This window comes from Mycolicibacterium alvei, from assembly GCF_010727325.1.
GTDB classification, from domain to species: Bacteria; Actinomycetota; Actinomycetes; order Mycobacteriales; family Mycobacteriaceae; genus Mycobacterium; species Mycobacterium alvei.
Map to the genome: position 1 here is coordinate 5,493,959 of NZ_AP022565.1, position 25,438 is coordinate 5,519,396.

At 65.1% G+C, this 25,438-nt stretch carries 23 protein-coding genes; 14 read left to right on the forward strand and 9 right to left on the reverse strand.

Annotated features, from left to right (window positions below; genetic code table 11):
• Window positions 1-59 precede the first annotated feature (59 nt).
• The 7 genes from G6N44_RS26340 to G6N44_RS26370 are packed head-to-tail and all read right to left on the reverse strand — an operon-like array spanning window position 60 to window position 7,786.
• The gene (locus G6N44_RS26340; RefSeq protein ID WP_235682883.1) at window positions 60-569 is read right to left on the reverse strand and encodes an Rv2253/PknI dimerization domain-containing protein; all 510 of its coding nucleotides are present in this window, start codon (window positions 567-569) and stop codon (window positions 60-62) included.
• Window positions 562-2,034, reverse strand: a complete 1,473-nt coding sequence (locus tag G6N44_RS26345; RefSeq protein WP_163669120.1) for an MCE family protein — start codon at window positions 2,032-2,034, stop codon at window positions 562-564. Before G6N44_RS26345 ends, G6N44_RS26340 begins: the two co-directional genes overlap by 8 nt.
• On the reverse strand, window positions 2,034-3,230 hold the full coding sequence (locus G6N44_RS26350) for an MCE family protein (RefSeq protein ID WP_163669122.1): 1,197 nt from the start codon (window positions 3,228-3,230) through the stop codon (window positions 2,034-2,036). Before G6N44_RS26350 ends, G6N44_RS26345 begins: the two co-directional genes overlap by 1 nt.
• The gene (locus G6N44_RS26355; RefSeq protein ID WP_163669124.1) at window positions 3,227-4,492 is read right to left on the reverse strand and encodes an MCE family protein; all 1,266 of its coding nucleotides are present in this window, start codon (window positions 4,490-4,492) and stop codon (window positions 3,227-3,229) included. The genes G6N44_RS26350 and G6N44_RS26355 overlap by 4 nt, the downstream gene beginning before the upstream one ends.
• Entirely contained in the window at window positions 4,489-5,574 is a 1,086-nt protein-coding gene (locus G6N44_RS26360; RefSeq protein WP_163669126.1) for an MCE family protein, read from the reverse strand. The genes G6N44_RS26355 and G6N44_RS26360 overlap by 4 nt, the downstream gene beginning before the upstream one ends.
• Window positions 5,574-6,602, reverse strand: coding sequence for an MCE family protein (locus G6N44_RS26365; protein WP_163669129.1), 1,029 nt, complete (start codon window positions 6,600-6,602; stop codon window positions 5,574-5,576). The genes G6N44_RS26360 and G6N44_RS26365 overlap by 1 nt, the downstream gene beginning before the upstream one ends.
• On the reverse strand, window positions 6,599-7,786 hold the full coding sequence (locus G6N44_RS26370) for an MCE family protein (protein ID WP_163669130.1): 1,188 nt from the start codon (window positions 7,784-7,786) through the stop codon (window positions 6,599-6,601). The genes G6N44_RS26365 and G6N44_RS26370 overlap by 4 nt, the downstream gene beginning before the upstream one ends.
• Window positions 7,787-8,048: 262 nt before the next feature.
• Between G6N44_RS26370 and G6N44_RS26375 the strand changes: the two genes are divergently transcribed.
• Both G6N44_RS26375 and G6N44_RS26380 read left to right on the forward strand, forming a co-directional pair.
• On the forward strand, window positions 8,049-9,023 hold the full coding sequence (locus tag G6N44_RS26375; RefSeq protein WP_163669132.1) for an LLM class flavin-dependent oxidoreductase: 975 nt from the start codon (window positions 8,049-8,051) through the stop codon (window positions 9,021-9,023).
• Between the two features lie 10 nt (window positions 9,024-9,033).
• Window positions 9,034-10,107, forward strand: a complete 1,074-nt coding sequence (locus G6N44_RS26380) for an NAD(P)H-dependent amine dehydrogenase family protein (protein ID WP_163669134.1) — start codon at window positions 9,034-9,036, stop codon at window positions 10,105-10,107.
• Here the strand turns inward: G6N44_RS26380 and G6N44_RS26385 are convergent.
• Both G6N44_RS26385 and G6N44_RS26390 read right to left on the reverse strand, forming a co-directional pair.
• Entirely contained in the window at window positions 10,104-11,435 is a 1,332-nt protein-coding gene (locus G6N44_RS26385) for a TetR/AcrR family transcriptional regulator (protein ID WP_163669136.1), read from the reverse strand. The two genes, G6N44_RS26380 and G6N44_RS26385, sit on opposite strands and share 4 nt — an antisense overlap.
• A gap of 187 nt (window positions 11,436-11,622) precedes the next feature.
• Window positions 11,623-12,552, reverse strand: a complete 930-nt coding sequence (locus G6N44_RS26390) for an SDR family NAD(P)-dependent oxidoreductase (RefSeq protein WP_163669152.1) — start codon at window positions 12,550-12,552, stop codon at window positions 11,623-11,625.
• A gap of 155 nt (window positions 12,553-12,707) precedes the next feature.
• Here G6N44_RS26390 and G6N44_RS26395 point away from each other — a divergent pair, with 155 nt between their 5' ends.
• The 12 genes from G6N44_RS26395 to G6N44_RS26445 all read left to right on the forward strand — a co-directional run bounded on the left by G6N44_RS26395 (window position 12,708) and on the right by G6N44_RS26445 (window position 25,389).
• Entirely contained in the window at window positions 12,708-14,360 is a 1,653-nt protein-coding gene (locus tag G6N44_RS26395; protein ID WP_163670384.1) for a nitric oxide reductase activation protein NorD, read from the forward strand.
• 131 nt (window positions 14,361-14,491) lie between these two features.
• Complete coding sequence (locus G6N44_RS26400; protein ID WP_163669154.1) at window positions 14,492-15,340, forward strand: CbbQ/NirQ/NorQ/GpvN family protein; 849 nt, start codon at window positions 14,492-14,494, stop codon at window positions 15,338-15,340.
• An 87-nt stretch (window positions 15,341-15,427) separates the two neighbouring features.
• Window positions 15,428-16,546, forward strand: a complete 1,119-nt coding sequence (locus G6N44_RS26405) for an ABC transporter substrate-binding protein (RefSeq protein ID WP_163669156.1) — start codon at window positions 15,428-15,430, stop codon at window positions 16,544-16,546.
• On the forward strand, window positions 16,546-17,700 hold the full coding sequence (locus G6N44_RS26410; RefSeq protein WP_163669158.1) for a spirocyclase AveC family protein: 1,155 nt from the start codon (window positions 16,546-16,548) through the stop codon (window positions 17,698-17,700). The genes G6N44_RS26405 and G6N44_RS26410 overlap by 1 nt, the downstream gene beginning before the upstream one ends.
• Window positions 17,693-18,583, forward strand: a complete 891-nt coding sequence (locus tag G6N44_RS26415) for an SDR family oxidoreductase (protein WP_163669160.1) — start codon at window positions 17,693-17,695, stop codon at window positions 18,581-18,583. Before G6N44_RS26410 ends, G6N44_RS26415 begins: the two co-directional genes overlap by 8 nt.
• The gene (locus tag G6N44_RS26420) at window positions 18,576-20,054 is read left to right on the forward strand and encodes an aldehyde dehydrogenase family protein (protein ID WP_163669162.1); all 1,479 of its coding nucleotides are present in this window, start codon (window positions 18,576-18,578) and stop codon (window positions 20,052-20,054) included. The genes G6N44_RS26415 and G6N44_RS26420 overlap by 8 nt, the downstream gene beginning before the upstream one ends.
• 11 nt (window positions 20,055-20,065) lie before the next feature.
• Window positions 20,066-21,289: a cytochrome P450 gene (locus G6N44_RS26425; RefSeq protein ID WP_163669164.1), complete on the forward strand. Its 1,224-nt coding sequence runs from the start codon at window positions 20,066-20,068 to the stop codon at window positions 21,287-21,289.
• Entirely contained in the window at window positions 21,286-22,215 is a 930-nt protein-coding gene (locus G6N44_RS26430; protein ID WP_163669166.1) for an SDR family NAD(P)-dependent oxidoreductase, read from the forward strand. Before G6N44_RS26425 ends, G6N44_RS26430 begins: the two co-directional genes overlap by 4 nt.
• Window positions 22,212-23,492, forward strand: a complete 1,281-nt coding sequence (locus tag G6N44_RS26435) for a cytochrome P450 (protein WP_163669168.1) — start codon at window positions 22,212-22,214, stop codon at window positions 23,490-23,492. The genes G6N44_RS26430 and G6N44_RS26435 overlap by 4 nt, the downstream gene beginning before the upstream one ends.
• An 84-nt stretch (window positions 23,493-23,576) precedes the next feature.
• Window positions 23,577-24,452, forward strand: coding sequence for a mycofactocin-coupled SDR family oxidoreductase (locus G6N44_RS26440; RefSeq protein WP_163669170.1), 876 nt, complete (start codon window positions 23,577-23,579; stop codon window positions 24,450-24,452).
• A 32-nt stretch (window positions 24,453-24,484) separates the two neighbouring features.
• Window positions 24,485-24,610 (forward strand): hypothetical protein, encoded by a 126-nt coding sequence (locus G6N44_RS29730; RefSeq protein WP_264033031.1) that lies wholly within the window; start codon window positions 24,485-24,487, stop codon window positions 24,608-24,610.
• Complete coding sequence (locus tag G6N44_RS26445; RefSeq protein ID WP_163669172.1) at window positions 24,607-25,389, forward strand: spirocyclase AveC family protein; 783 nt, start codon at window positions 24,607-24,609, stop codon at window positions 25,387-25,389. The genes G6N44_RS29730 and G6N44_RS26445 overlap by 4 nt, the downstream gene beginning before the upstream one ends.
• Window positions 25,390-25,438: the final 49 nt, after the last annotated feature.

The window sequence follows — 25,438 nt, forward strand, 5'->3', positions numbered from 1 at the left end:
CTGCGGTACCCGGAACTGGCTTTTTTCGGGTACCTATGCGTCTGCTCGCGCTATGAGGTTCAGGTAATGCGCTTGAGCCGGAACGGCATTCGGATGTTCAGCGACCTGTTGATCCCGCAAGCCCCGCTCGGCCCGATCGTCTCGTCCCAGCCGGACAGGAGATCGTGCCGATCGGGCGCGTCGCGGCGGGCAGGCCAGAACGTGAACGACTGTTGGCCCGCGGCAGCTGTTCCGTCCGGGCATGGTTCCCAGTGCTCGAGGGTGCGCACTACCCGCCACCGCCCGCTTTGATAGACGAGTGGAGCGGTCCAGCCCTGGTCGCTGACGACGGTGCCGGTGCAGTCTTGATACGTGCTGCAGGTTGAGGTTACGGTCCAGGTACTGGTCAGCGTGGCTTCGTCGAGGTAGCTTTCGTTGGTCTTGGCCCACTGGCCGTCGGATACTGCGCTGAACGCACCATTGACCGCGGTGTCGTCTGGAGCCGCAGCGGCCGTTGTGGCGAGGTGCATCGACATCACCACCAGCAGTGCGCCAGCTGCCGCAGGTCGCGGCACGCCCAACTCACCCACTGGGAACCTCCGGCAGCAGAAGCGATTTCCAGTCTTTGGCGGGACCACTCGCTGAGACGTCATTCTGGGTGAACACCGTACCGTCGGGAGCGGCGACCCGACCCGTTTCCAGGTCGTACTGCGCGATACCGACCGTCGGGCCCGGCGCGGGATCGCCGGGGGGAGCCGTCCCGGCGGTCGGTCCGAAAGTATTGTCGTTGTTGGTCACCCGTGTGTCGGGCGGAATTCCCTGGGCGATCAGGTTGGGGTCGATCGGGTACGGTCCCAGGGCGTGCTGGCGAGTTGCCAGTGGCTGAAACGGCTTGTCGCTCTTGCACTCCTTGACCGTCGGCGCGTACTTGCCGGGAATGTCCATGCACGGATAATTGCGTGCACCACGCACCGCGACCGGTGAATCCTGGGGCAGCTTGCAGTACAGGCCATCCGGGGTGTCGACCGTCGACGTCTCGGTGGGGGATCGCCAGGACGACGGCGGTAGGAAACCGACGGTGCAGGCCGGCGGATCGCTGATCGAGACCCGGAAGTCGCCGAGCGGGATACCGGTCGCATTCTGGCCTGGTGCACTCGACTGGTAGAAGGCTGCAGCGGGTGGTAGCAGGACGAGGAGTTGTTCCAGGCCGGGCCGGTACGTCACCGCGACCCGCCCGAGCGACGTCATATTTGCCAGTAGCAGTGGAAGGGTCGGTTTCACCTGGTTGAGAAGGCGTGAAACTTCTTGTGCAGCACTGGGCCCGGTGGCCAGGACAGCGCGGATCTGCGGGTCGTCGGCCACCAGTTGTCTGCTGACCGCCGCCAGGCTTCTCGACCAGCTGCGCAGGACGTCGGCGCTCGCCGCCTGCGCTTCGACGACCGGGGCGGCGTCGTCGACGAGCTGAGTTGTTCTGTCCGCTATGGAGTTTGCGTCAGCGGCGATGCGGGATGTCGAATCCGCCAGCGACTGCAGGTCGTATCCAGAACCGTTGAAAGCCTGGAAGGACTCGTCGAGCAGCCCACCGAGCTTGTCTTTCGGGACGCTGGCGATCAACGCGCTGAGCTGATCCATCATCGGACCGACCGGCTGGGGAATCACCGTCTCGGACGCGGGGATTACCGAACCGTCGTGCAGATACGGGCCGGCACTGCTTTTCGGCTGCAGGTCGACGTACTGCTCACCGACCGCGGACACGCTGCGGACCTGTGCCGTCAGCTCAGCCGGCACGGCAGGAGAATTGGACAGCGACAGGGTCGCGACCGCGCCCTGCCGGTTCACGTCGATCGCGGTCACCTTGCCGATCTGGACGCCCCGATAGGTCACGTTGGCGAATCGGTAGAGGCCGCCGGCATGGGGGAGTTCCATGGAGACGTCGATCCGCCCGATACCCAGCAGGGTCGGCGCCTGGATGTAGTTGACCACCATCACCGAGATGCCGACGATCGAGGCAACGGTGAAGACGGCCAGCTGAATGCGGACGAACCGGGTCAGCATCAGCCGCCTCCGTTCTGGGCGGGCGGAATGGGTGGCGCCACTGTGGCCGGGGGTAGCCGGTCGGGACCGAGCACCCCCGGCGGTGGGGCCACGGCCTCGCCGAGCGGGTTCTTCGAATAGAAAGAGGCGTAGCCGGGATCGCCGGGCGCGGGCACCAGCGGCGCGTTCTCGTCGCCGAACTGGGTGCCGGCGAGCAGCCCGCGCTTCATCCGCCCCTTGGTGAGGTCGACCGTCACGAACAGGTTCATGTAGTCGCCACGGATACCGCGGTCGATGATGTTCTGACCGATCGGGAACACCGTGGCGTAGGCCAGTGCACTGTCGATGTCAGCGCCGACGTCGACCAGGGCATGGATCGTCGGATCGAGGTTGCGGAGGTTGCGCACCAGGTCGGCGTGGACGTCGGTGATGACGCCGTTGGCGGTGTCACTGAATGTCCGCAGTTTGTCCAGAGCGGAAACGAGCCGCGGGCGTTCCCGCTGCAGCACGTCGAGTGCAGCGGGCAATTCCTGCAATGCACGCGTCACCGTGTCGCGTTGGTCCGCGAGCGTTTCCGAGAACCGGTTCAACTCGGTGACGGCCGCGATGATGTTGTCCTGTTGGGCATCCAGGGTCCCGACAAACGTATCGAGCTGGTTGATCAGGTCGCGAATCTGGCCTTGTCGTCCGGAGAACACGGAGTTGAAGGAACCGATGATGTCGCCGATCTGGCCGAGCCCGCCTGCGTTGACCACGGCCGAAAGCGCGGCCAGGGTCTGCTCGGTGGACGGATAGGTCGACGAACGGTCCAGCCCGATGGTGGCGTCGGGAGGCAGGACGCCGGCCGGGGCCTGCCCCGCCGGGGGCCCGAGTTGTAGGTGCATCGAGCCCAGCAGGCTGGTTTGGCCGACGGCGGCCACAGAATTGGCCGGCACGGTGACACCGGCTTCGACCGAGAACTCCACGTCGATGTGGTGGTCCACGATGCGCATCCGGCGGATACTTCCCACCACCACGTCGTCCATCAGGACCGGCGAATTCGGTTCCAGGGTACCGACGTTGGCGAGTTGAGCCGTGTAGGTGGTGGCGGCCGGGCCGCGACCGACCGTGCCGGGCAGCGGCAGCGAGTTGATGCCGCCGAAGCTGCATCCCGTAGCGCACACGGCGACGAGAGTGGTGACGGCAAGGATGCGACGTGTGGTCGTGGCGATCCTCATGATGGCGGCCTCTCAGCAGGGAGCAGTAGGTCGGGCAGAGCCGGGGCGTAGGCCGAATCCCGCGGTGCGACCGGCATGGGGCCGGAAGTGGTTCCAGACCCACCCGGCAGCAGCGCCGGATCGGTGTAGATCAACTTGTCGGCCGAGGGAACGCTGGTGAGTAACGGATTGACTGGGAACGGAAGGTAATTGAAGTTCAATTGGTCGAGCCCGGGGCCGAGGGTCTGCGCGCACAGCTTGCCCGTCTCGGTGGCCGTCACGTTCTCCAGCGCACCGATCATCCCGCACAGGAACATCGTCGGGTTGGACATGTTGTTCAGGATGAACACGCCGCTGGCTCCGCCGGTTCGGGGATCCATCATGTTGTAGGCGTTGGCAATCGCAGTCGGCGTGACATGCAGAACCTGTTCGAGATCGTCCTGGTGGTCGACCAGATTCTGGGTGACATTGTGAAGCCGCTGCAGTTGCTCGGCGGTTTTGTCCCGGCTACCGGCCACGAACCGTCGCACATCATCCACGGCCCCGGCGAGATTGCTCAACGCCGCGTCCAGGTCGGAGCGTCCGCCGTCGAGGACGCTCGACAGCGTCGCCAGGCGGTCCTGGAACTGGACTATCTGTTCGTTGCTCTGGCGCAGCACCGTGATGAACGTCTGCAGATTCTTGATCATCTCGGTGATGTCGCCGCTACCGTCGGAAATCGTCCTGCTGATTCCGGCGAGCTCGTGCAGTGTGCGTCGCAGCTTTTCACCGTTTCCGTCCATGGCATCGGCGGCGCTGCTGATGAAACGGCCTGCGGAACTTGTCGATAGGTCACCGTGCGGACCAAGGTCGGTTGCCAGCCTTGTCAGTTGCGTCTTGACCTCATCCCACTCGACGGGAACCGCCGTGCGGTTGGTGTCGATCAGGGTGCCGTCGGCCATGGTGGGCCCTGAACTGTAGGCGGGTGTCAGTTGGACGAAGCGGGCAGAGACCAGGTTCTGCGCGACGATGACGGCCCGGGCCTCGGCCGGAATCAGGACGCCGTGGTCGATCTTCATCGTCAGTCTCGCGTGGGAGCCATCGGGCTGGATCGCCGAGATCGTGCCCACTTTCACCCCTGCGATCCGCACTTCGTCGCCGGGGTAGATCGAAGTTGCACTTGTGAAGATCGCCGTGATGCGGGAGGGGCGGAGCAGGTGCCACTGCGTGATGAACGCCGCCGCCACGACGATCAGAGCGGCGAACGCGACCCTGGTCAGTCTCGTCAGCGTGTCGCGTTTCATCGCGGGGGCGCTTCCGGAATCCCGTTGTACGGGAACGGGAATTGCGCGCGCGGGCCGGCGTTGTCCGGCGGCTGGCCGGCGTTGACGCCACGACGGAAACCAAAGGCGTAGTCAAGGAACGGTTGTAGCAGAGGCGGCAGATCGAGGTTGGGAATGTAGGCGCTGTAGAACGGTCCACTCGCGACGGTTTCACCCAGTGTGACCTGATACTTCGCCAGCCGCGGAAGAGCTGTCGCGATGTTGTCGCGCTGCCGCTCGAGCATGGCCAGCACCGAGTTCAGCTTGTCCAGGGTCGGGGCGAGTTCCTGTTCGTTGTCGTGTACCAGTCCCGAGACCTCCTGAGCCACCGCAGAGGTGTGGGCCAGGAGTTCCACGATGGCGTATCGGCGCTCTGACAGCACCCCGATCAGTTCGTTGCCGTTGAGGATCAGCGCCGAGACCTGCGCACTGCGTTGGGCGAGGACCTCGGTCACATCTTTGCCGCTCGCGAAGAGTTCGCCCAGCGCTGAGTCTCGGCCGTTGAGTGCCTCCGATATCCGGGTGAGGCCGTCGAAGGTCGGCCCTAACTCCGGAGCGATCTGGTCGATGGTGGCAGACAGCGCATCGAGGGACTGATTGATTGCGGCGGTGTCGGTGGCCGCCGTGTTGCTGGTGACCTCTCCGACAGCCTCGGTCAGTGTGTACGGGGAGAAGGTCCGTGACACCGGGATGAGTGCCATAGGGCGCAGTTGTTCTGGGCCGTTCGACTCCAGCGTCAGCATGCGTTGTCCGAGTAACGTGCCGGTGCGGACGTGTGCGGTGGACTCGGAACCGAGTGATGTACGCGCGTCAACGGTGAACGTCACCAGTGCATTCGGGTTCTTCAGGGCAATCCCGGTCACCTTGCCGACCGTCATTCCCGAGACCGCGACGTCGTTCCCCACAGTCAGACCGCTCGCATCGACGAACTCGGCCTGGTAACGCACGGATGAGGCCCAACTGGTCAGCCTTTCGGGTGTCAGGCCGACCGCGACGATGAGTACGGCCACGATCAGACCGATGATCCCGGCTCGGATTGCCTTGGGTCCTTGATATTTCAGCATCAGGTCTCCGCGCACCGTCCGTTATCTTGTTTGAACACCGGGAAGGCTGCGGTACGGCCCTGCAGATCGGTCACGCGGACCGCCAGCGAGCAGATGTAATAGTTGACGAAACTGCCGTAGGAACCGATGCGGATCAGCTTGCGATAGTTCTCGGGCGCCTTCTGCAGCGCTGTCTCGATCCGGTCCTGCTTCTCGGCGAGGTTCGGTGCCAGTTGATTGAGCTGGTCAACCGTCCCGGCCAGTGGCGGGCGCGCGTCGGCCAGCAGGTCCGTCAGCGACGCGGTACCGGCGTTGAGCGATTCGATGGCCGTGCCGATCGGATCGCGGTCGTCGGCCAGCCCACTGATCAGGCGCTCGAGGCGGTCCACGGCATCTGAGAATCTGTCACCTTCCCGCGACACCGTGACCAGCGTCGTACGGAGATTTTCGATCAGTGCCTGGATCACCTCGCTCTTGTCGGCAAGCGCATGGGACAGCGACGAGGTACGGGTCAACAGCGAGTCGACGGAGCCGCCCTGGCCCTGGACGATCTGGATGAGAGATGCGGTGAGCGCGTTGACATCCTGGGCGTTGAGCCCCCTGATCACGGGCTTGAGACCGCCGAGGAGTAGGTCGAGGTCGAGCGCTGGTGCTGTTCGGTCGACAGGAATCTGTGCTCCGTCCGGCAGTGCTCGTGTCGAGCCTGCGCCGTCGACGAGTTCGAGATACCGGTCGCCGACGAGATTGAGATAACGCACCGCCGCGCGCGTACCGTCGGTCAGCGCGAACTCGCGGTCGGCGTCGAAGGTGACCATGATCGTCTTGTCGGGCAGCATCGTCAGCTTGTCGACAGTGCCGATCCGGACCCCGCCATACCGTACCGTCTCACCTGATTTGAGACTTGAAACATCCCTGAACACAGCCGAATACGTGTTGGCACTGCCACTGCGGTACTGCCCGAACACCGCGAAGAGGAACGCCGTGAGCACAGCCATGACGGCGGCGAATATTCCGAACTTGAGGCCGATACCAATACCGGTGCGTCTCATCCCGGATGTCCGATCTGTGCACTGTTGCGGGGTGGGCCGTCCTGCGGCCCGAAAAGGATCTGTTTGAGCAGGTCGGAATTGAGGACGATGCCCGGGTTGGCGTACTTCCATGGGTTGGCGCCGGTGTCGGCGATGACGAACGGGGGCGCCTTGCCGTACGGAACCTTGGGCAGGTCGGTGCATTGTGGTCCACCTCTGGCCGCCACCTTGGGCAGATCGGACGGGTACCGGTAGCGTTCCTGACCCCAGAAGAAACCGGCCAGGACCTCCACGCCGGGCACATTCAACGGCGGATTGTTGGCCATCACGTCCATGGCTCCCAACCCGCAGGTGAGGGCGGCGTGGTACTGGTTCGTCAGGTCGGTCGTCGGCGCCAGCAGGTGAACTGCATCGGTGAGCGGTTGGCGGTCCTCGTCCAGCACCTGGGTGCCCAGGTCGGCCAGGCCGATCGTGCTGATCAGGAGTTCGTCGAGATCGCTCTGCTTGTCAACGATGGTGTGGCCGATGCGGGTGGAACTGTCGACGACGGATACCAGATCCGGTGCCGCATCGGCGTACCCCCGTAGTGCTGCCGGCGCGGCTGCCAGATCCCGGTTCAGCGATTCGAGATGCGGATTGAGCTTCGTGAGAAGTTCGTCGAGGTCGGCCAGTGAACGCCCGATCTGTTCACCCCGACCCTTCATGGCGGCCGCGATGGCACCGAGTGTCTCGTTCAATTTCTCCGGCTGCACGGTCGACAGCACCGATACGAGTTGCTCGAACACCGTGTTGGCCTCGACCATGACGCTTTCGGTGCCCAGTATCTGCCCGGCGTGGATGGGCTGCGGTGACGGATCCGGCGGAAGGGTGAGTTGGACGACCTTTGCACCGAATACCGTGGTGGACGCAATGTCGACGGTGACATTCTCCGGAATGATCGGTACCCGGGACGGTTCGATCGCCAGACGGATGGCGGCCCGGCCATCGGGCTGCTCGTCGATCGCGCTGACCTTGCCCACCTGCACACCGTGGAATTGGACCTTGGCGTCGGGGTTCATCACGAGACCGGCGCGCGGCGACATGACGGTCACCGGTGTCCACTCATCGAATCCACCGCGAAACAGTGTGGCCGCCAATGTCACGACGCCGACGATGACGGCAGTGGTGGTCAGGCCCGCCAGCGGGCGCACGATTGCGGAATTCACCCCGTTTCCCTTCCCCCCGGAACGGCTCGGTCGCTGATCTGCGGGCGCCGGCTGAACTCGGCGCGAACGGCTGAAAACCTAACGTTTGCTCCGAAAGCTAACAGCGATTAATCGACGTGGTCAACCCTGAAAATATTGACGTTATTGCTGTTTGGCGGGTTCGGCAAAGGTGGATGGGGCGATTTCAGATTCGTCGTCGACGGTGAACAAAACTTAGGTTAGTGTCAGACGGCGTGGGCTCCCGATCGCCGAGGCTGCCGTAGTGTTCACTCTGCGTTTCGACCTGCGTGCACCGCACACCCCGACGGCAGACCTCTACGGCGCTGCCATCGACATGTGTGCATGGGCCGAGACGCGCGGTGCGGTACTGGCAGTGCTGTCCGAGCATCACGGCACCGCCGACGGGCACCTCGCGGCGCCGACCATCCTCGCCTCGGCGATCGCCGCCCGCACCAGGCGGCTGGCGATTCTGCTTGCCGCAGTGCCCATTCCGTTCTGGGATCCGGTCCGGCTGGCCGAGGAGATCTGCGCCCTCGACATCATCAGCCGGGGCCGCGTCTCGTACGCCTTCGGCATCGGGCATCGCGCCGAAGAGTACGGCCACTTCGGTGTGGAGATGAGCGCGCGCGGCAAGCTGGCCGACGAGCGGCTGGCACTCCTGCTGCGACTGTTGGCGGGGGAGTCCATCGACCATGACGGCCGGCGGATCACGGTGACACCCGGATGCGTGAGTCCGACCGGACCGAATCTCCTCATCGCGGGCGGCAGCCGGGCTGCCGCGCGACGTGCCGCCCGCCACGGCCTCGGGTTCATCTCGCAGTCCGCGACGCCGGGACTCAAAGAGTTCTACGAGGGCGAATGCCGGGCCAACGGCCACGAGCCCGGCGTGGTTCAGTTCCCCGCGCCGAACACACCCACCGCGGTATTCGTGGCCGACGACGTGGACGGGGCGTGGGATGAGTTGGGCCCCTACCTCCTTCACGATGCGCGCACGGCGGCGTCCTACCGAAACGGCGACGATACGGTTGCCAGCATCTCGCGGGCCCACACCGTGCCGGAACTGCAGCAGCCAGGTGGGGCCTATCAGATCCTGACCCGCGAGGAGGCTGCCGGTTACGTCCGCGGCGGCAGGCCGCTGCCGCTACTTCCGTTGTGTGGCGGGCTCCCGCCGGATGTCGCCTGGCCCTATCTCGAGCGGGCTGCCGTGGCGACCGGACCTGACCGAACAGGACAGTGAGGAGTACTCGGTGCCAAGACCGTTACGTACCGTCGTCTGGTCGACCGGCGGAGTCGGGTCGATTGCGATCGACGCCATCGGCCGCCGCCCGGATCTCGAGCTGGTCGGTGTCTGGGTGCACTCCGCGTCAAAGGTCGGCCCGGACGCGGGTGAGCTCGCCGGACGGGCGCCACTCGGTGTGCCGGCCACCGGCGATGCCGACGCACTGATCGCGTTGGCTCCCGACTGCGTGGTGTACGCGGCGAGCGGGCCGGACCGCGACGCCCGCGCGGTGCCGGACTATCTGCGGCTGTTGAACGCCGGAATCAACGTCGTGTCAACGACATCGACCTCACTGGTGTACCCGCCGGGGTACTACTCCGCGGAATGGCGAGACCAGCTGGCAGCTGCGGCCAAGGCTGGGAGCTCGTCGTTCTACGCATCGGGGGTCTTTCCGGGATTCGCCTCGGACCAGCTGGCCCTCGTGCTTGCAACCCAGTCCAAGAAGATCGACCGCATCACAGTAACCGAGGTGTCCCTCAACGACCACTATCCGGTGGCCGATGTGATGATGGACGGGATGGGTTTCGGGCGTCCGCTCGATTTCGAACCGATGCTCAAGACCCCAGGATTCATCGAGATGGCTTGGAAGGCACCGATTCACCTGATAGCCGATGCGCTCGGGGCCGAGGTGCCCGAGATTCGCGGCTCGCTGGACCGACGGATCACCGAACGTGACATCGAGGTCGCGTTCGGCACGATCGCCGCGGGGACGTGTGGTGCCGTCTGCACCCGTGCGACCGGAGTGGTGAACGGACGTGAGGCCATCGTCATCGAACACATCATCCGGATGTCACGCGATGTCGCACCCGATTGGCCGGCGTCGGAATTCGACGCCACCTACCGGGTGGACATCGAGGGCGATCCCGACATCCACTGTGCGATGAACCTGGGGGAGGCCGAAGGCTACGGTGCCGGCCGGGCCGCGATGGCTGCCACCGCGATGCGGGTAGTCAATGCGATTCCCTACGTTGTCGATGCTCCCGCCGGATTGCTGAGCTCGCTCGATCTCCCGAATACGTTGCCGCGGTATGTATTGGACTAGTGGGGCGACTTGCGTGCGACCACACCGCGCAGGCTGGTGTCACGGACGTGGATCTGCGATGCGCGGGTGCCCAACTGCCGCAGGATGTTCTCGGGTATCCAGCCCACGCCGATGACCGCCCTGGCCAGCATCTCGTTCGACGGACTGTCGACGTTGATCTCTCCGGCCTTGATGGCCTCGGAGAGAAGCGATCTCACCTGCTTGACGCGCTTGGTGAACAGCCAGCCGGGGTTAGGGGTGTCCGGGGGTGACTGACGCATCCACGCCAGCTGGATCCGGAACTCATCTCCGAACTGGTCCAACGCGTTGGTGTGGATCCAGCTCAGCGCATCGAGCTTTTCGATCGTGGTGCCTTCGGACCCGAGGACCTCCGTCCAGCCCACCGCGATCTTCTCACCGAAGGACTGCATGATCGCCGCCAGCAGTTCGTCCTTCGACCCGATCAGTCGGTACACCGTGCCGGTGCCCATGCCCGCCGCCGAGGCGATATCCCGCACGGTCGTACCCTCGTAGCCGCGCCGGCCGAACTCTGCCCGCGCCACGGCGCGGATATGGGCGGTCTTGTCGTCGGCCTCGGACTCGGCTTCCTCGATCCAGCTCCGCACCACGTCGTCGGCTGCCATGAAGGGAACGGACCTGTCGAGTTCGGCATCGGTGGGCCGACCGGTGGACAAGCCCTCCAAGAGAATCCGGCACAGCAGGGTGGCAACCTTTTCCGGTGCGGCATTGTGACGCATGACGTCGAGTCCGGCCTGCAGCATGGACTGGCAGATCCGGTCGGCCAGCACGGCCAGATCGACATCCGACCGTAGGTAGCCGGCCCATCGTGCGGCCCGTAGGGTCTGCTGCATGGCGTCGAGCGTGGACGTCGGGCGGCGCTGGGCCAGTGCGACGAGGTCGGGGTTGGAACTCGGGCTCTCGTAGAACGACATCTGGAGCGCGGCCCGGTGCGCGACGGCGCACCGCGCGATATCCGAGCCGAGCTCAGCGATGCGGTCGAATGGCGACGCCGGATCGGGACCGTCCAGCCGGTTCTGGGCATTCTCGGCGATGCGGTCGAGGTCCTCGTGGTACCGCGCGAGCAGTTCCACCAGGATCGCTTCCTTGGATTCGAAATGGTGGTACAGGCTGCCCGGCAGAATGCCGGCCGCATCCGCGATCTCCTGCAGCGACGTACGAAGGCCCGACGTGGCGATCAGCGTGGCGGCGGTCTCGAGGATCTCGGTCCGGCGCGTGCGATCCTCAGCTGCGGAGCCGATGTCGGTTGCGCGACCTGGGGTGCGCTTGAGCGTCTTGCGCTCCCCAGGCGTTACCTGGGGACGGCCCACAGCGGCTCCACGATGATTGCTGGCTCCCGTCATACGATTTGGGCGGCTGACCCAATATTTGGTTAGAGGTTACCAGAACGGCACTGGTGCGCCGGGGATCCCGCGTGGACGAATGCCGCCGTCGAGGATCACCGCCGGGGCTCCGAGCGGTAGCGCGGTCGAGCTGACGGCAACACCGTCAGAGGGCTCACGCGATGACGCCGAGCCGCTCGGTTACCCCGAACACTTCGTCGTAGATCGACCCCGGAATCGTGAACGGCTCCGTCGCCGCGACCTCTGAAAGGTGCGCGGCGATGTCGTCGGCGCTGGGGTTGCTGTCGGGCGGGGACATCCAGCCCTCGCCCAAGCCCACGAACACGCGGGCGAAGCGGCCCGCGCCCGCCGAGAAGTTCTGGTGGCTGAACGTGCAGTCCCGGCTGGCCAGGTACACCACCAGCGGGGCGACGAGTTCCGGCCGGATCGCCTTGAAGAAACCATTGTCTTCAAGGGCTTTCGGATCGCCCAGGGTTTCGGTGACCATTCGTGAGATGCCGAACGGCAGCACCGTGTTGGCCAGAATCCCGTGCGGGGCACCCTCCAGCGCGATCACGTTGGCGAGGCCGACCAGGCCGGCCTTGGCCGCGGCGTAGTGGGCTTCCAGATGTTGACCGAACATCCCCGCCGACGAGGCGATGAACACGAACCGGCCGTAGCTCTGGCTCTTCATCACGCGGTAGGCGGGCTGGGCGAGATAGAAGCCGCCGTCGAGGTGCACTCGCAGCATGCGACGCCAGTCCTCGGCGGACAGCTCGTCGAACGGGATGCTGTTGAAGATGCCTGCGTTGCTGACCACGGCGTCGAGGCGGCCGAAGCGTTCGACCGCCGTTCGCACGATCGCCGCACCACCTTCGGAGCTGTCGACCGAATCGTAGGACGCCGCCGCGGTGCCGCCGGAGGCCGTGATCTCCTCGACAACCTGATCCGCCACCGCAGTGTCCGAGCCTTGGCCCGCCATGGTGCCGCCGAGGTCGTTGACCACGACGGCGGCCCCACGCCGGGCCAATTCGAGCGCGTACACCCGACCGAGGCCGCGACCTGCGCCGGTCACCACCGCGACCTGACCGTTGAACTCGATCACTGTGTAGCCCTTGCTAGTTGATGTATCCGGCTCGTTCGATTGACTCCGGTGGAACCGAACTCTACGGTGGAACAGATATTTGGTCAACGCGGTGAGCGGTGCGGAGGTATCGGGTGTCTGACAGCGGTGTCGATGAGCGATTCTCCGGGCTGGGCATGTTGGCCTCGGCGCTGGCAGCCCGCCCGGTCGCGGTGGCAGCGGCCGAGGCGGGTATCGGACCGTGGACCGACGGCGAGACCGTCTTCGTCGACCCCGGTGCGCCCGCACGCACGCGGCTTGAATCGGTGGCGGTGCAGGCGTCGCTGATCGCCGCGGGCAGCCTGGACCCCGAGGTGATCGGCGCGCTGGTCCGCCACCGGCGACTGACCAAGCGCTATCTTGCGATCGAAGGCCACCGAGCGTTGTCGGCCAATCGCGCCCTGTTGCCGAATTCCCTTGGTGCCCTGGCAGACCCGAGCATCGGTGAGCGCAGTGATTCGCCGGCGGCGTCTCTGGAGCTCGCCCGCGGGCGAGACGTGCTGAGCGACGCGCCGACGGCCTTCGGCGTGATTCGCGCCAAGAAGATACTGGCGGCCTGCGCCGCAGCCAAGCCGGCAGATCAACAGTCGGTCGGACATGTCCCGCGGCGCCAGGGTGACCGGGAGCTTGAGCAGCTGGACGAGGACGACCCCAACAATTGGGACGATTCCGACGACACTGACCTGTTCTCCAGCCCGGTCGGGGGCGGCGGAGCAATCGGCAAATGGCTCAAGAAGCTCTTGTCCTCGGCGCGTAAGACCGGCGGCAACGGCGGGGGACCGCCCGGTGCCGACTCGCCGACTCACCGCACCAACTCGACGAAACGCGGGGTGCACGCGGTCTCGTCGTTGGCTACGGCGCCGTCGGAGGAAGTGGTCGACATCAAGACCGAGGGAGTGAAATACCCGGAGTGGAACGCCGAACGTAAGCTGTACCGGCCCGACTGGTGCACGGTGCGCGAGGCTGATCCGCAGATCAAGCCACACGCCACCCAGCAGATCGAGGATGCGATCAGCGTGCGGCGTCCGTTGGCGCGCCTCGGCATGGGGCTGCATCGGCGTCATCGTCAACCGCAAGGCGACGACATCGACATCGATGCCGCGCTGGAGGCGCGCGTCGAAGTCCGGGCCGGGTCGGTCCCCGACGAAGCTGTGTACCTCGACAGTCTGCGGAAGCGACGGGATCTGTCGGTGCTGCTGTTGCTGGATGTCTCCGGCTCGGCCGCGGAGCCGGGCTCCGTCGGGCGTACGGTGCACGAGCAGCAGCGCACGGCGGTCGCCCATCTGATGGTGGCGTTGCACGATCTGGGGGACCGGGTGTCGTTGTACGCCTACTACTCCCAGGGCCGGTCGGCGGTGACCATGGTTCCGGTGAAACGGTTCAACGATCACCTGGATGCGCAGGTGATCCGACGACTGAACAGCCTTGAGCCCGGCGCCTATTCAAGGCTCGGGGCGGCGATCAGGCACGGCTCGGCGGTGTTGGAGGAGCGCGGTGGCACCTCGCGGCGACTACTGGTGGTGCTGTCCGATGGCCTGGCATATGACCACGGTTACGAGCGGGCCTACGGCGCCGCAGATGCCCGACGCGCACTGACCGAGGCGCGGCGCCGGGGTACCGGTGCCGTGTGTCTGACCATCGGCGCCAGTACCGACGTGGAGTCGCTGCGACGGGTGTTCGGCACCACCGCACACGCCACCATCTCCAGTCCCGACCAGCTCGCGGGGGTCATCGGGCCGATGTTTCGGTCCGCGATTCGCTCCGGCGAAGTCCGTCGCCGGGTGTCGTGATACCAAGTCCCGGAATGCCATTGGAGTCAGAGAAGTATGCGGACATAGCGCGGAATAGCTGAAACAAACATCTGTTCCGCGTTACGCTCGCCGAGTACCGCAGCGTTGCGGATACGACGAAAGGTGTGTTGATGGTCAACGAGTCAGGGCTCGCTCACCAGAACGGTGCCAGTTCGCAGGCTCTGAGTGAGCGCCCCTACTACAAGCCGGTCGGCAATGAAGAGATCGTCTTCAAGGCGGCGTATCGCCAAGGTCTCTCGCTGGTGCTGAAGGGTCCGACCGGATGTGGCAAGACACGCTTCGTCGAGGCCATGGCCCACGACCTCGGCCGGCCGCTGATCACCGTCGCCTGCCATGACGACCTGACCACAGCCGACCTTGTCGGCCGATACCTGCTGCGGGGCGACGAGACGGTCTGGACGGACGGTCCGTTGACCCGGGCGGTACGCGAGGGCGCGATCTGCTACCTGGACGAGGTGGTGGAAGCGCGCCAGGACACCACGGTGGTGTTGCACCCGCTCGCCGATTACCGGCGCCAGCTGCCGATCGAGCGCTTGGGTATCACGCTGGACGCGGCGCCGGGATTCGGCCTGGTGATGTCCTACAACCCGGGGTACCAAAGCGTCCTCAAAGACCTCAAGGACTCGACCCGCCAGCGGATGGTGGCCATCGAGTTCGGCTTTCCGGCCCCCGATGTCGAAGAGGGCATCATCGCCCACGAGGCGGGGGTGGATCACCGCACCGCCGCCGAGTTGGTGAGGTTCGGACAGGCCATCCGGCGGCTGGAGACCGGTGGCCTGCGTGAAGTCGCGTCGACCCGCGTGCTGATCGCGGCCGGGCGGCTGATCGCCGAAGGCCTGCCCGTCGCCGTGGCCGCCAGGGTGGCGATCGCGGGGCCGTTGACCGACGACGTGGCGGTGAGCCGTGGTCTGCACGAGTTGATCGACGTCTACCTGGGTGAATCGGCATCTGGCGATTGACGCGGTGCCCCGGCCCCGTTATTTTCAGAACAAATATTAGGTCGACCCCGGCGTTCCCTGCGATGGACGCCGCATCATGGAGGTCAGATGTCGTACGAGAGCACTGCGGAGCCCATCAAGGTCGGTTACCTGATGGACTTCACGTTGCCGCCGGGGTTCCCGGAAGAACTGATGGCCTCGTTCACCCAGACGTTTGACCTGGTGTTCGAGGAGGCCGTCGAGCAGGGGTTGATGGATCGCCCGGTGCAGATGATCTACCGCGAGGTGGAAGGTCTGCCGAAGGGCTCGGTCAAGGCGGTCGTCGATGCCTATGGCGAGCTGGTCGACGAGGGATGCCTGGTGGTGTTCGGACCGAACATCACCGACAACTGCGTGCCACTGCGCGAAGCGATCGAGGAGCGCTTCAAGGTGCCGGCGATCAGCGTCACGGGTACTGACGACTGGCTCGGTGAGTGGACGTTCGCCTTCTCGCAGGGATCGATGACCGACGAACCCATCTTCCTGGCGGATCTGGTCGCCAAGCGAGGCCTGACCGAGATCGGTGTCCTGGTGGAGCAGAACCTCATCGGTGACAGCTATCTGAAGAATCTACGAACTGCGTGTGCCCGCAAGGGTATTCGAATTGTCGCCGAGGCCGCGATAGCGCAGACCGCCCAGGACATCAACGCCGCGGTGAGCACACTGCACGAGGCGAAAGCCGAGGCGATTGTGCACCTCGGATTCGGTTTCGGCATTGTCTTCATCAACCCCGCACTTGAGGCCGTCAACTGGGACCCCCCGCGCTTCACCACCACCGCATTCCAGAACGCCTGGGTCAACCCGATCATGTGGAACGCGTTCCTGGGCTGGGTCGGGGTCGATCAGTACGACGAGGGCAACCTCGTCGGACAGGCCTGGCTGGATCGGTACGCCAAGCGGTACAACGGGAGTCGTCCCGAGTACTGCGTGTCGGTAGTCAATCACGACGTCGCTGCCACTCTGGTGCGTGCCTTCACCGATGCCCATCCGCTGAGTCCGCGCGGGGTCAAGGAGGCACTCGAGCGCGTGAAGATGATGCCGGCGGCTTCCGGCGCGCCCGGAACCCGGGTGTCCCTGGGGAAGTGGACACGACGCGCGTGGATGGGCTCGGGGTATCTGGTGGCCCGGACCCTCGATGCGGACGGCGTCAACTCGCACCTGGTCGATCGCTTCGGAGAGGACGCCTGATGACCACCGAGAAATCAGCGCCGCCGGGCCCGGTCACGGTGGCGGGTACCGAGAAGGGCAAGGCGGCCCGTACCGGCCCGAACTGGGGCCGATGGGCGGGTGCGTTCGCGCTGATCTCGTTCTTCAGCCTCTTCGTCGCCTTCGCGCGGACCGAGGTCCATCCCCGGGTGGCGAATCCGAACGTCGAGGGCCGGCCACGCCCCGTCGAATTCCTGCTCGGCTGGGACGGTTGGCTGTGGGTGCACCAGATCGGCACCGTGATCTTGCTGGTGATCCTGGTGGTGATCTTCGTCCGCGGGTGGCGACGCGACCCGGGTAGCCCGATCATGCTGATGTTCCTGTGCACCACCTTGATCGTGTGGCAGGACCCGATCATGAACTGGGCCCCGTTCGCGGTCTACAACCCGGAGCTGATTCACTGGCCGGAGAACTGGCCGCTGATCATGCTGTCCCCGACGGTCGAACCGTTCATCGTGTTCGGCTACGTGGCGTTCTATTTCGCCCCGTTCTTCCCCGCGATCTGGATCCTGCGCAAGCTGCAGGCCAAGTACGGCCCGACGGCCTTCGTGTCGAAGCACCCGTTGATCAGCTTGGGATCGATCACCCTGGTGATCGGATTCATCTTCGATGCGATCCTCGAGGTGAGTCTGGTGCGCACCGGTCTCTACATCTATTCCCAGGTGATCCCGTTCGGATCCCTGTTCCCAGGCACCACGTTCCAGTTCCCGTTGATCTGGGAGTCGCTGGCGGTGACCTTCGTGATGGTTCCCGCGGCGGTGCTGTGCTACCGCGACGACACCGGCAAGGCAGTCGCCGAGAAGCTTGCGGCGAAGGCCAGGCTGTTCCCGACAAAGCCGGTGCTGGGCACGTTCCTGGTGATGTTCGTCATCATCAACGTCGCGTACTTCGCCTACGGGACCTGGTTCGCGGTCATCAAGGCCAGCGGCGCCGCCACCGCCGTCGCCTGCCCGTGGCCGTATCCCGAAGCCAAAGTGTATGACCCGCAAGGGTATTTCGAGAAGGAGGGCGCCGAGGGGCCGTTCTCGGTCGGGAAGTGGGCCACCTGGCAGAGCGGACTTCCCGACGGGCGTCCCGACGTTCAACCGCCCCCACCCGGTCAAGGTGATTGCGCGACCGGAAGCGGCCATGGCTGAGTCCCGCAGTGTCGTCATCACGGGCGCGTCCCGTGGGCTCGGCTTCGCATCGGCCACGCACCTTTATCGCGAGGGGTGGCGCGTGGTGGCGGCGATGCGCTCGCCGGATCGGGGAATGGCGCTGCTGCGAGAGGCGACGGGAGCCGGCGAGGACGACGACCGGCTGATCGGTATCCAACTCGACCTCACCGACGCCGCATCGATCGCCGCGGCCGCCAAGGGCATCATCGAAACCGTCGGCGCGCCACATGCGGTGGTACACAACGCCGGGATCTCGGCGGCAGGGATGGTCGAGGAGACGCCGCCGGATTTGTGGGAACGCATGTTCGCGACCAATGTCTTCGGCCCGGTGACGCTCACCAAGGCGCTCCTGCCGTCCATGCGGAACGCCGGCCGGGGTCGCATCGTGTTGATCTCCAGTGCCGCCGGAGTACGTGGAATGCCGGCGACCGCACCGTATTCGGCGGTCAAGGGTGCGCTGGAACGGTGGGGTGAATCGATGGCTGGGGAGATCGGGCCCTTCGGCATCGGCGTCACGATTCTGGTCACCGGGACTTACGACACGGAGATCATCACCGACGCCGGCACGACGGACCTCCGCGATCTGGACGGCCCCTACGCTCGTCACCACCGCACGATGGACAAACGGGGGCGGGCCATGATGAAGCGCGCGGCCCGGCCCCCCGAGAAGTTCGCTGCGGGTCTGGCCAAGGCCCTCGACAGCTCGAAACCGTTCGTGAAGACCGCTGTCGGTCCGGACGCACGAATGTTGTTGCTCGCCAACCGTTTGCTGCCCACGGCGGGATTGCACCAGATGACCCGGCTGATGATGGGCATCCCGAGGTTCGGCGCACTCCGAGGGAAAGAGACGGGTCATGGCTGACTTCGAAGCAAGGATGTTGATCGACGGCAAGCTCGTCGAGGGTGAGGCAGGAACCTTCACCAACATCAACCCGGCGAACGAAGAGGTGCTCGGAGAAGCCCCGGACGCCTCGAAGGCCGATATGAACCGGGCCATCGACGCCGCCCGCCGGTCCTTCGACGAGACCGACTGGTCGACCAACCACCAGCTCCGCAAGCGGTGCCTCGAACAACTGCACGAGGCGATCGAGGGCGAGTTGGAGGAGTTGCGCGAGGAACTGATCTCCGAAGTGGGTGCCCCGCGTGCCGTGACACACGGCCCACAACTCGACGCCCCGCTCGCCGACGGGCTCAGGTATCCGGCCCGGCTCATCGAAACCTTCCCGTGGGAAGTCGATCTCGGCGATACCGTCGTCTCCGTGACCGGGGTGAACACCACCCGGAAGGTGTGGCACGAGCCCGTCGGGGTGGTCGGTGCCATCGTGCCGTGGAACTTTCCGTTCGAGGTCGCCATCAACAAGCTCGGGCAGGCGTTGGCGACGGGAAACACCGTGGTGCTCAAGCCCGCCCCGGACACCCCGTTTAATGCCACCCGGCTCGGCCGGCTCATCGCCGAGAACACCGATATCCCAGCCGGTGTGGTGAACGTCGTGACGGCGTCGGACCACCTCGTCGGCGAAGAACTGACGCTGTCACCCAAGGTCGACATGATCTCGTTCACCGGCTCCACGGCGGTGGGCAAGCGAATCATGGAAAAAGGTGCCGCGACGATGAAGCGGCTGTTCCTCGAACTCGGCGGCAAGTCGGCGACGATAGTCTTGGAAGATGCGGATTTGAACACCGCCTGCCTGATCGGGATCGGACCCCTGCTGCACGCCGGGCAGGGCTGTGCCGCTCCCACTCGAATGCTGTTGCCGCGCTCGCGCTACGACGAGGGTGTCGCGATCCTGAAGGCCATCTACGAGAACATCGTTCCCGGCGATCCGCAGGATCCCGGAACCCTCTGCGGCCCGGTGATCTCGGCCAGGCAGCAGTCACGCATCCTCGACTACATCGGGAAAGGCGTCGAGGAAGGTGCCACGATGCTGGTCGGCAGTACGGAGGCGCCGACGGCACAGGATCTGTATGCCAAGGGATTCTGGGTCAACCCAACACTTTTCACCGATGTGGACAACTCGATGACGATCGCGCAGGAGGAGATCTTCGGTCCTGCCCTCGTGGTCATTCCCTACGAGGACGAAGAAGACGCCGTCCGGATCGCCAACGACAGCCCGTACGGCCTCGCCGGCAACGTCATGTCGAGTTCGCTGGAGCGGTCGCTTGCCGTCGCACGACGGCTGCGTGCCGGGTTCATCGGACTCAACGGCACCGCAGGTTACGGCGCAGACACCCCCTTCGGCGGCTACAAGAACAGCGGCGTCGGGCGCCAGAACGGTGTTGCGGGCTTCAGCCAGTACACCGAAGTGAAATCAGTCGCCTACCCGGCGCAGTGAGGAGAACGTCTGTGGAACAGCTTTTTGACGACCTCGAGGACTTCGGCTCGTTCGACGACGCCGTGTCGGGAGACGTCCGGGACCCGTTCCCGGAACTGGCCAGGCTTCGGCGCGAGGAACCGATCCAGCGGATCGACATGTCGGCGATGCCCGGGGAGGAGGGCAAGCCCGTCTTCATCGTGTACCGCTACGAGGACGCCCAGCAGATGCTGCGCGACAACCTGACATTCTCGTCCTCTGGTGTCATCGCAGCGTTCGGTCCGGTGCTCGGCGAGCGGGTGATGCTGGGCATGGACGAACCGGTGCACGGCCGGCTGCGTTCGTTGGTGTCGAAGGCGTTCTCGCAAAAGGCCCTGGCGCGTTGGGAAGACGAGCTCGTCGGCCGAGTCGGCAATGAGCTCATCGACAAGTTTGCGGGCAACGGCAAGGCCGACCTGGTCAAGGAATTCACCTTCGACTATCCGAGCCGGATCATCGCGGGATTGTTGGGATTGCCGGAAGAGGACTATCCGCAGTTCCAGCGCTGGTCCATTTCGCTGCTGAGTTGGATTCTGAATCCCGAGCGCGGTCTGGCTGCGTCGGCCGCCCTGTGCGAGTACTTCGCACCGATCCTGCAGGCCCGTCGGGCCGAACCGAAGGAAGACATGATCAGCCTTCTCGCCGAGGCCGAGATCGACGGCGAGAAGCTCACCGACGAAGAGATCTTCTCCTTCCTCCGACTGCTGTTGCCTGCCGGCGTGGAGACGACGTACCGGTCACTGGGCAACCTGCTGTTCGGGTTGCTCTCGGATACGGCGCAGCTGGACGCAATCCGGGCCGACAGATCACTGCTGCCGCAGGCCATCGAGGAGGCGGTGCGCTGGAATCCTCCACTGTTGACCATCACCCGGACCACCACCTGCGACACCGAGCTCGGTGGGGTGCGCATCCCCGAAGGCTGTTCGGTGATGCCGATGCTCGGCTCGGCGAATCGGCAGGAAGATCGATGGGAGAATCCCGACCAGTTCGACATCTTCCGCACCGCCAAAGGGAACCTCGGTTGGGGTCACGGGGTCCACGTGTGTCTGGGTATGCACCTGGCGCGGCTCGAAATACGTACCGCCGTCAACCTTCTGCTGGACCGACTGCCCAATCTGCGACTGGACCCGGACGGGGACGACCCGCACATTCGGGGACAGGTCTTCCGGTCGCCGACGTCGCTGCCGGTTCTCTTCGATGCGGCCGGAGCCCGATGACCGAACTCCGTTACGACGGTCGGGTGGCGATCGTGACAGGCGGGGGCAGGGGTGTCGGCCGTAGTCACGCATTGTTGCTGGCCTCGAAGGGTGCGCGCGTGGTCGTCGCCGACTACGGCGTAGGCATCGACGGTCACGGCGCTTCGGCAGAGCCGGCCACCGAGGTGGTGGCCGAGATCAAGGCGGCAGGTGGCGAGGCGGTGCCCTGCGTCGCGTCGGTGGCCGACGAGGCCGGCGCCGCCGCGATCGTCGACACCGCCGTGCAGACCTATGGACGCCTCGACGCGGTGGTCAACAACGCGGGCGTTCATGTCGCAGGCGCACTCCTCGACCTCGGCATCGATCAATTCCGCTCGATGCTCGACGTCCATTACTTCGGAACACTTTTCGTGACCAGGGCAGCCTGGCCGCATCTGGTGCAGGCCGGCTACGGCAGGGTCGTCAACACCGTGTCCGAGGCTATGCTGGGCGGGATACCCGAACACACCAGCTACGGCGGCGCCAAGGGCGCGGTATTCGGATTGACCCGCACCCTGGCCGGCGAGGGCCTGGCACACGGAATCCTGGTGAATGCGATCGCGCCGCGCGCGTTCACCAGGATGTCGGCGGCACAATCCGACAAGATCGCCGCCGACCACGGTATCTCGACAGAACTCATGGACCAGATCAACGCCGCCATGCCACCTGACCTGTGCGCACCCGCTGCGGCATTCCTGGCACACGATTCCTGCCGGCTGTCCGGGGAGATCCTGCGGGTCGGGCTCGGAGGAGTTGCCAGGATCGCCGTGGTCGCCTCGCGGGGTATCGACCAGATCCCGTTGACTGCTGAGGATATCGCCGAAAACCTCGGCAAAATAATGGATCTCAGCTCCGGAGAGGTTTCAGAAGTAGTTTCCAGCCGACCCGTACAGGAGGCGAAACAATGACCCAAATCCATTCAGATTTAGAAGAGGTGGATTTCTTCACCGACGAATCACTGGTGCCGGACCCCTATCCCTACTTCGACTATCTGCGGTCGAAGTGTCCTGTCACCCAAGCCACTCCGTTCAACGTGCTGGCCGTCACCGGCTATGACGAGGCACTCGCGGTCTACAAGGACTCGGCATTCTCGTCCTGCGTGTCGGTGGCGGGGCCGTTCTCCGGTCTGCCGTTCGGGCCGGGCGAGAGCGACGACGTCTCGGCGCTGATCGAGGAGCATCGGCTCGCCGTCCCGATGAGTGAGCACATCACCTCGCAAGATCCGCCGCTGCACACACGGACTCGCGGCCTGATGAACAAGCTGATCACCCCCAAGCGCCTCAAGGAGAACGAGGAGTTCATGTGGCGGTTGGCCGATCGGCAACTCGACACATTCATCGACAAGGGTGGCTGCGAATTCCTGGCGGACTACGCAAAACCGTTCTCGCTACTGGTGATCGCCGATCTGCTCGGCGTCCCGGCCGAGGATCACGAGGAGTTCAAGGCGGCGTTCGCGCTGGAGACGGTCGGCGAACTCGGGAAGGAGGCACCGACAACGCACAACCCCCTGCAGTGGCTCAACGAGAAGTTCTATGCCTACATCGAGGACCGCAGGCGCACGCCACGTGAGGACGTGCTGACCGGACTGGCGCTGGCCAAGTACGAGGACGGTTCGACACCCGAGATCGACGATGTGATGAACCTGTCCACCTTCCTGTTCGCGGCGGGAACGGAGACCACCACGAAGCTGGTCAGCTCGGCTGTCCGGTTCATCGCCGACAATCCCGGGTTCGAGACGATGCTGCGCGACGACCGGGGCCGGATCCCGGCCTTCCTCGAAGAGACACTGCGGATGGAGAGCCCGGTCAAATCGCACTTCCGGATGGCCAGCAAGACGACCAGTATCGGTGATGTCGAGGTGCCGGCCGGGACCACTGTCATGGTGCTGCCGGGGGCGTGCAACCGTGACGAACGTAAGTTCCCCGACCCCAACACCTTCCACCCGGACCGTGCGAATGTACGAGAACAGATCGCATTCATCCGGGGCGTGCATTCCTGCCCGGGCGCGCCACTGGCGCGTGCGGAAGGCCGGATCTCGTTGAACCGGATCTTGGACCGGATGTCCGACATCACGATCTCCGCCGCGCACCACGGTCCGGCCGACAACCGCAATTACACCTACGAGCCGACGTTCATCATGCGTGGGCTGAGCACGCTGCACATCACCTTCACACCGCTGGACTGACACCGCGAACAGACGCACACTCGCGCGAAACACCCACGGGTAATGCGATTCCGCGTCTGCTCAGCAGAGAAAAGGAGCACCACAATGCCCGGAAAGCTGGACGGCAAGGTTGCCTTCATCACCGGAGCCGCTCGCGGCCAGGGCCGCGCGCATGCGGTCGCGATGGCCAACGAGGGCGCCGACATCATCGCGGTCGACATCTGCCGCGACATCCCCTCCAACCCTTACCCGTTGGCCACCCCCGAGGACCTGGCCGAGACCGAGCGCAAGATCAAGGAGCTCGGCCGGCGCATCGTGGCGCGGGTGGCCGATGTCCGCGAGCGCCACGAGTTGCGTGACGCGGTGGAAGCCGGGATCGCCGACCTCGGAAAGATCGACATCGTCGTGGCCAATGCGGGCATCCTGCCGATGGCGATGGGCAATCCCGATCCGATGGGCTTCGTCGACGCCTCCGATGTCGACCTGCTCGGTGTGATGAACACCGTCGCGGTGGCGATCCCGCACCTGCCCGGCGGTGCATCGATCATCGTCACCGGATCCACCGCGGGAATGATTCGGGGCACCACCACCAGTCCCGACATGGGGCCGGGTGGCGCCGGGTACGGCTGGAGCAAGCGCATCGTGATGGAGTACGTCGACGAAATGTGTCTTCACCTGGCGCCGAGGATGATCCGGATCAACGCCATCCACCCGACCAACTGCAATACCCATCTGCTGCAGAACGAGGGCATGTACGGGGTGTTCCGCCCCGACCTCAAGGCCGCGGGCAAGACCGCCACCCGCGAAGACGCCGAACCGCTGTTCAACCTGTTCCAGGCCATGCCGATTCCGTACATCGAACCCGAGGACATGGCCAATCTCGGGGTGTTCCTGGCCAGCGCGGAAAGCCGCTACATCACCGGACAGCACATCCGCGTCGACGCGGGTTCACTGCTCAAGTGGCCCAACGGACCGCAGTAGACCCTGAAACGTCGTATCCCGAGGAGGTGGCAGTGGGCGCAATCATCATGTTGGGCACCCTGTTCGGCCTGATCACCCTGATCGTCGGCCTGGTGCTGTATTTCGATCCGGAGGCGCGTCGCACGCCGCCCGGATCGGGACCGGAGGTGGACCGGTGAGCGTGCAGTTCCTGATCAACGCCGGGGTCGCTTTCGCCTACATCAGCGGCCTGGGATTCCTGGCCGTCGGTATCTACCTGAGTGTGCGCCGCGGGCGGCTGCACCCCTTGCTGCTGGTGTGCATCTCGGCGCTCTCGTTCTCCTGGATCGAGGCTCCGTACGACTGGGCGGTCTATGCGCAATTCCCGCCCGAGCTCCCGCGGATGCCTTCCTGGTGGCCGCTCAACATGACCTGGGGCGGGGGGCTGCCGTCGGCGGTTCCGGTCGGCTACATGGGGTACTTCGTCCTGCCGGCCATCATCGGCGCGGCACTGGGTCGCCGGGTGTGCGCGAAGTGGAACTGGCGTCGACCACAGACCCTGCTCGGGGTGGGCTTCGCCGTGGGTTTCCTGTGGGCTTTGTTCTTCAACGCGATCATCGGTGCGCGGCTCGGCCTGTTCTACTACGGCTATGTGATCGAGGGTCTGGGGCTGTGGGAAGGCACCAAGCACCAGTATCCGATCTACGACGCCATCGCGATGGGCCTGCAGATGATGGTATTCACCTATCTGTTGGGGCGCACCGATTGCGAGGGCCGCAACGTGATCGAGATATGGGCCGACAAGATATCGGCGACCCGGCTGCAGTCGGGTGTGCTGTCGGTGTTCGCCACGATCGTGGTCGGACACGCGGTCTACGCCTCGGTTTTCGCGCCGCACCTGGTCACCAAGCTCGGCGGGTGGGTGACGGCGGGGCCCACCGAGCAGTACTTCCCCGGGGTGCCGAATCAGCCCAAGTAGCACGCTGCGGTGAAACGCCACGTACACAGCATGATTGGAAGGTAAGACG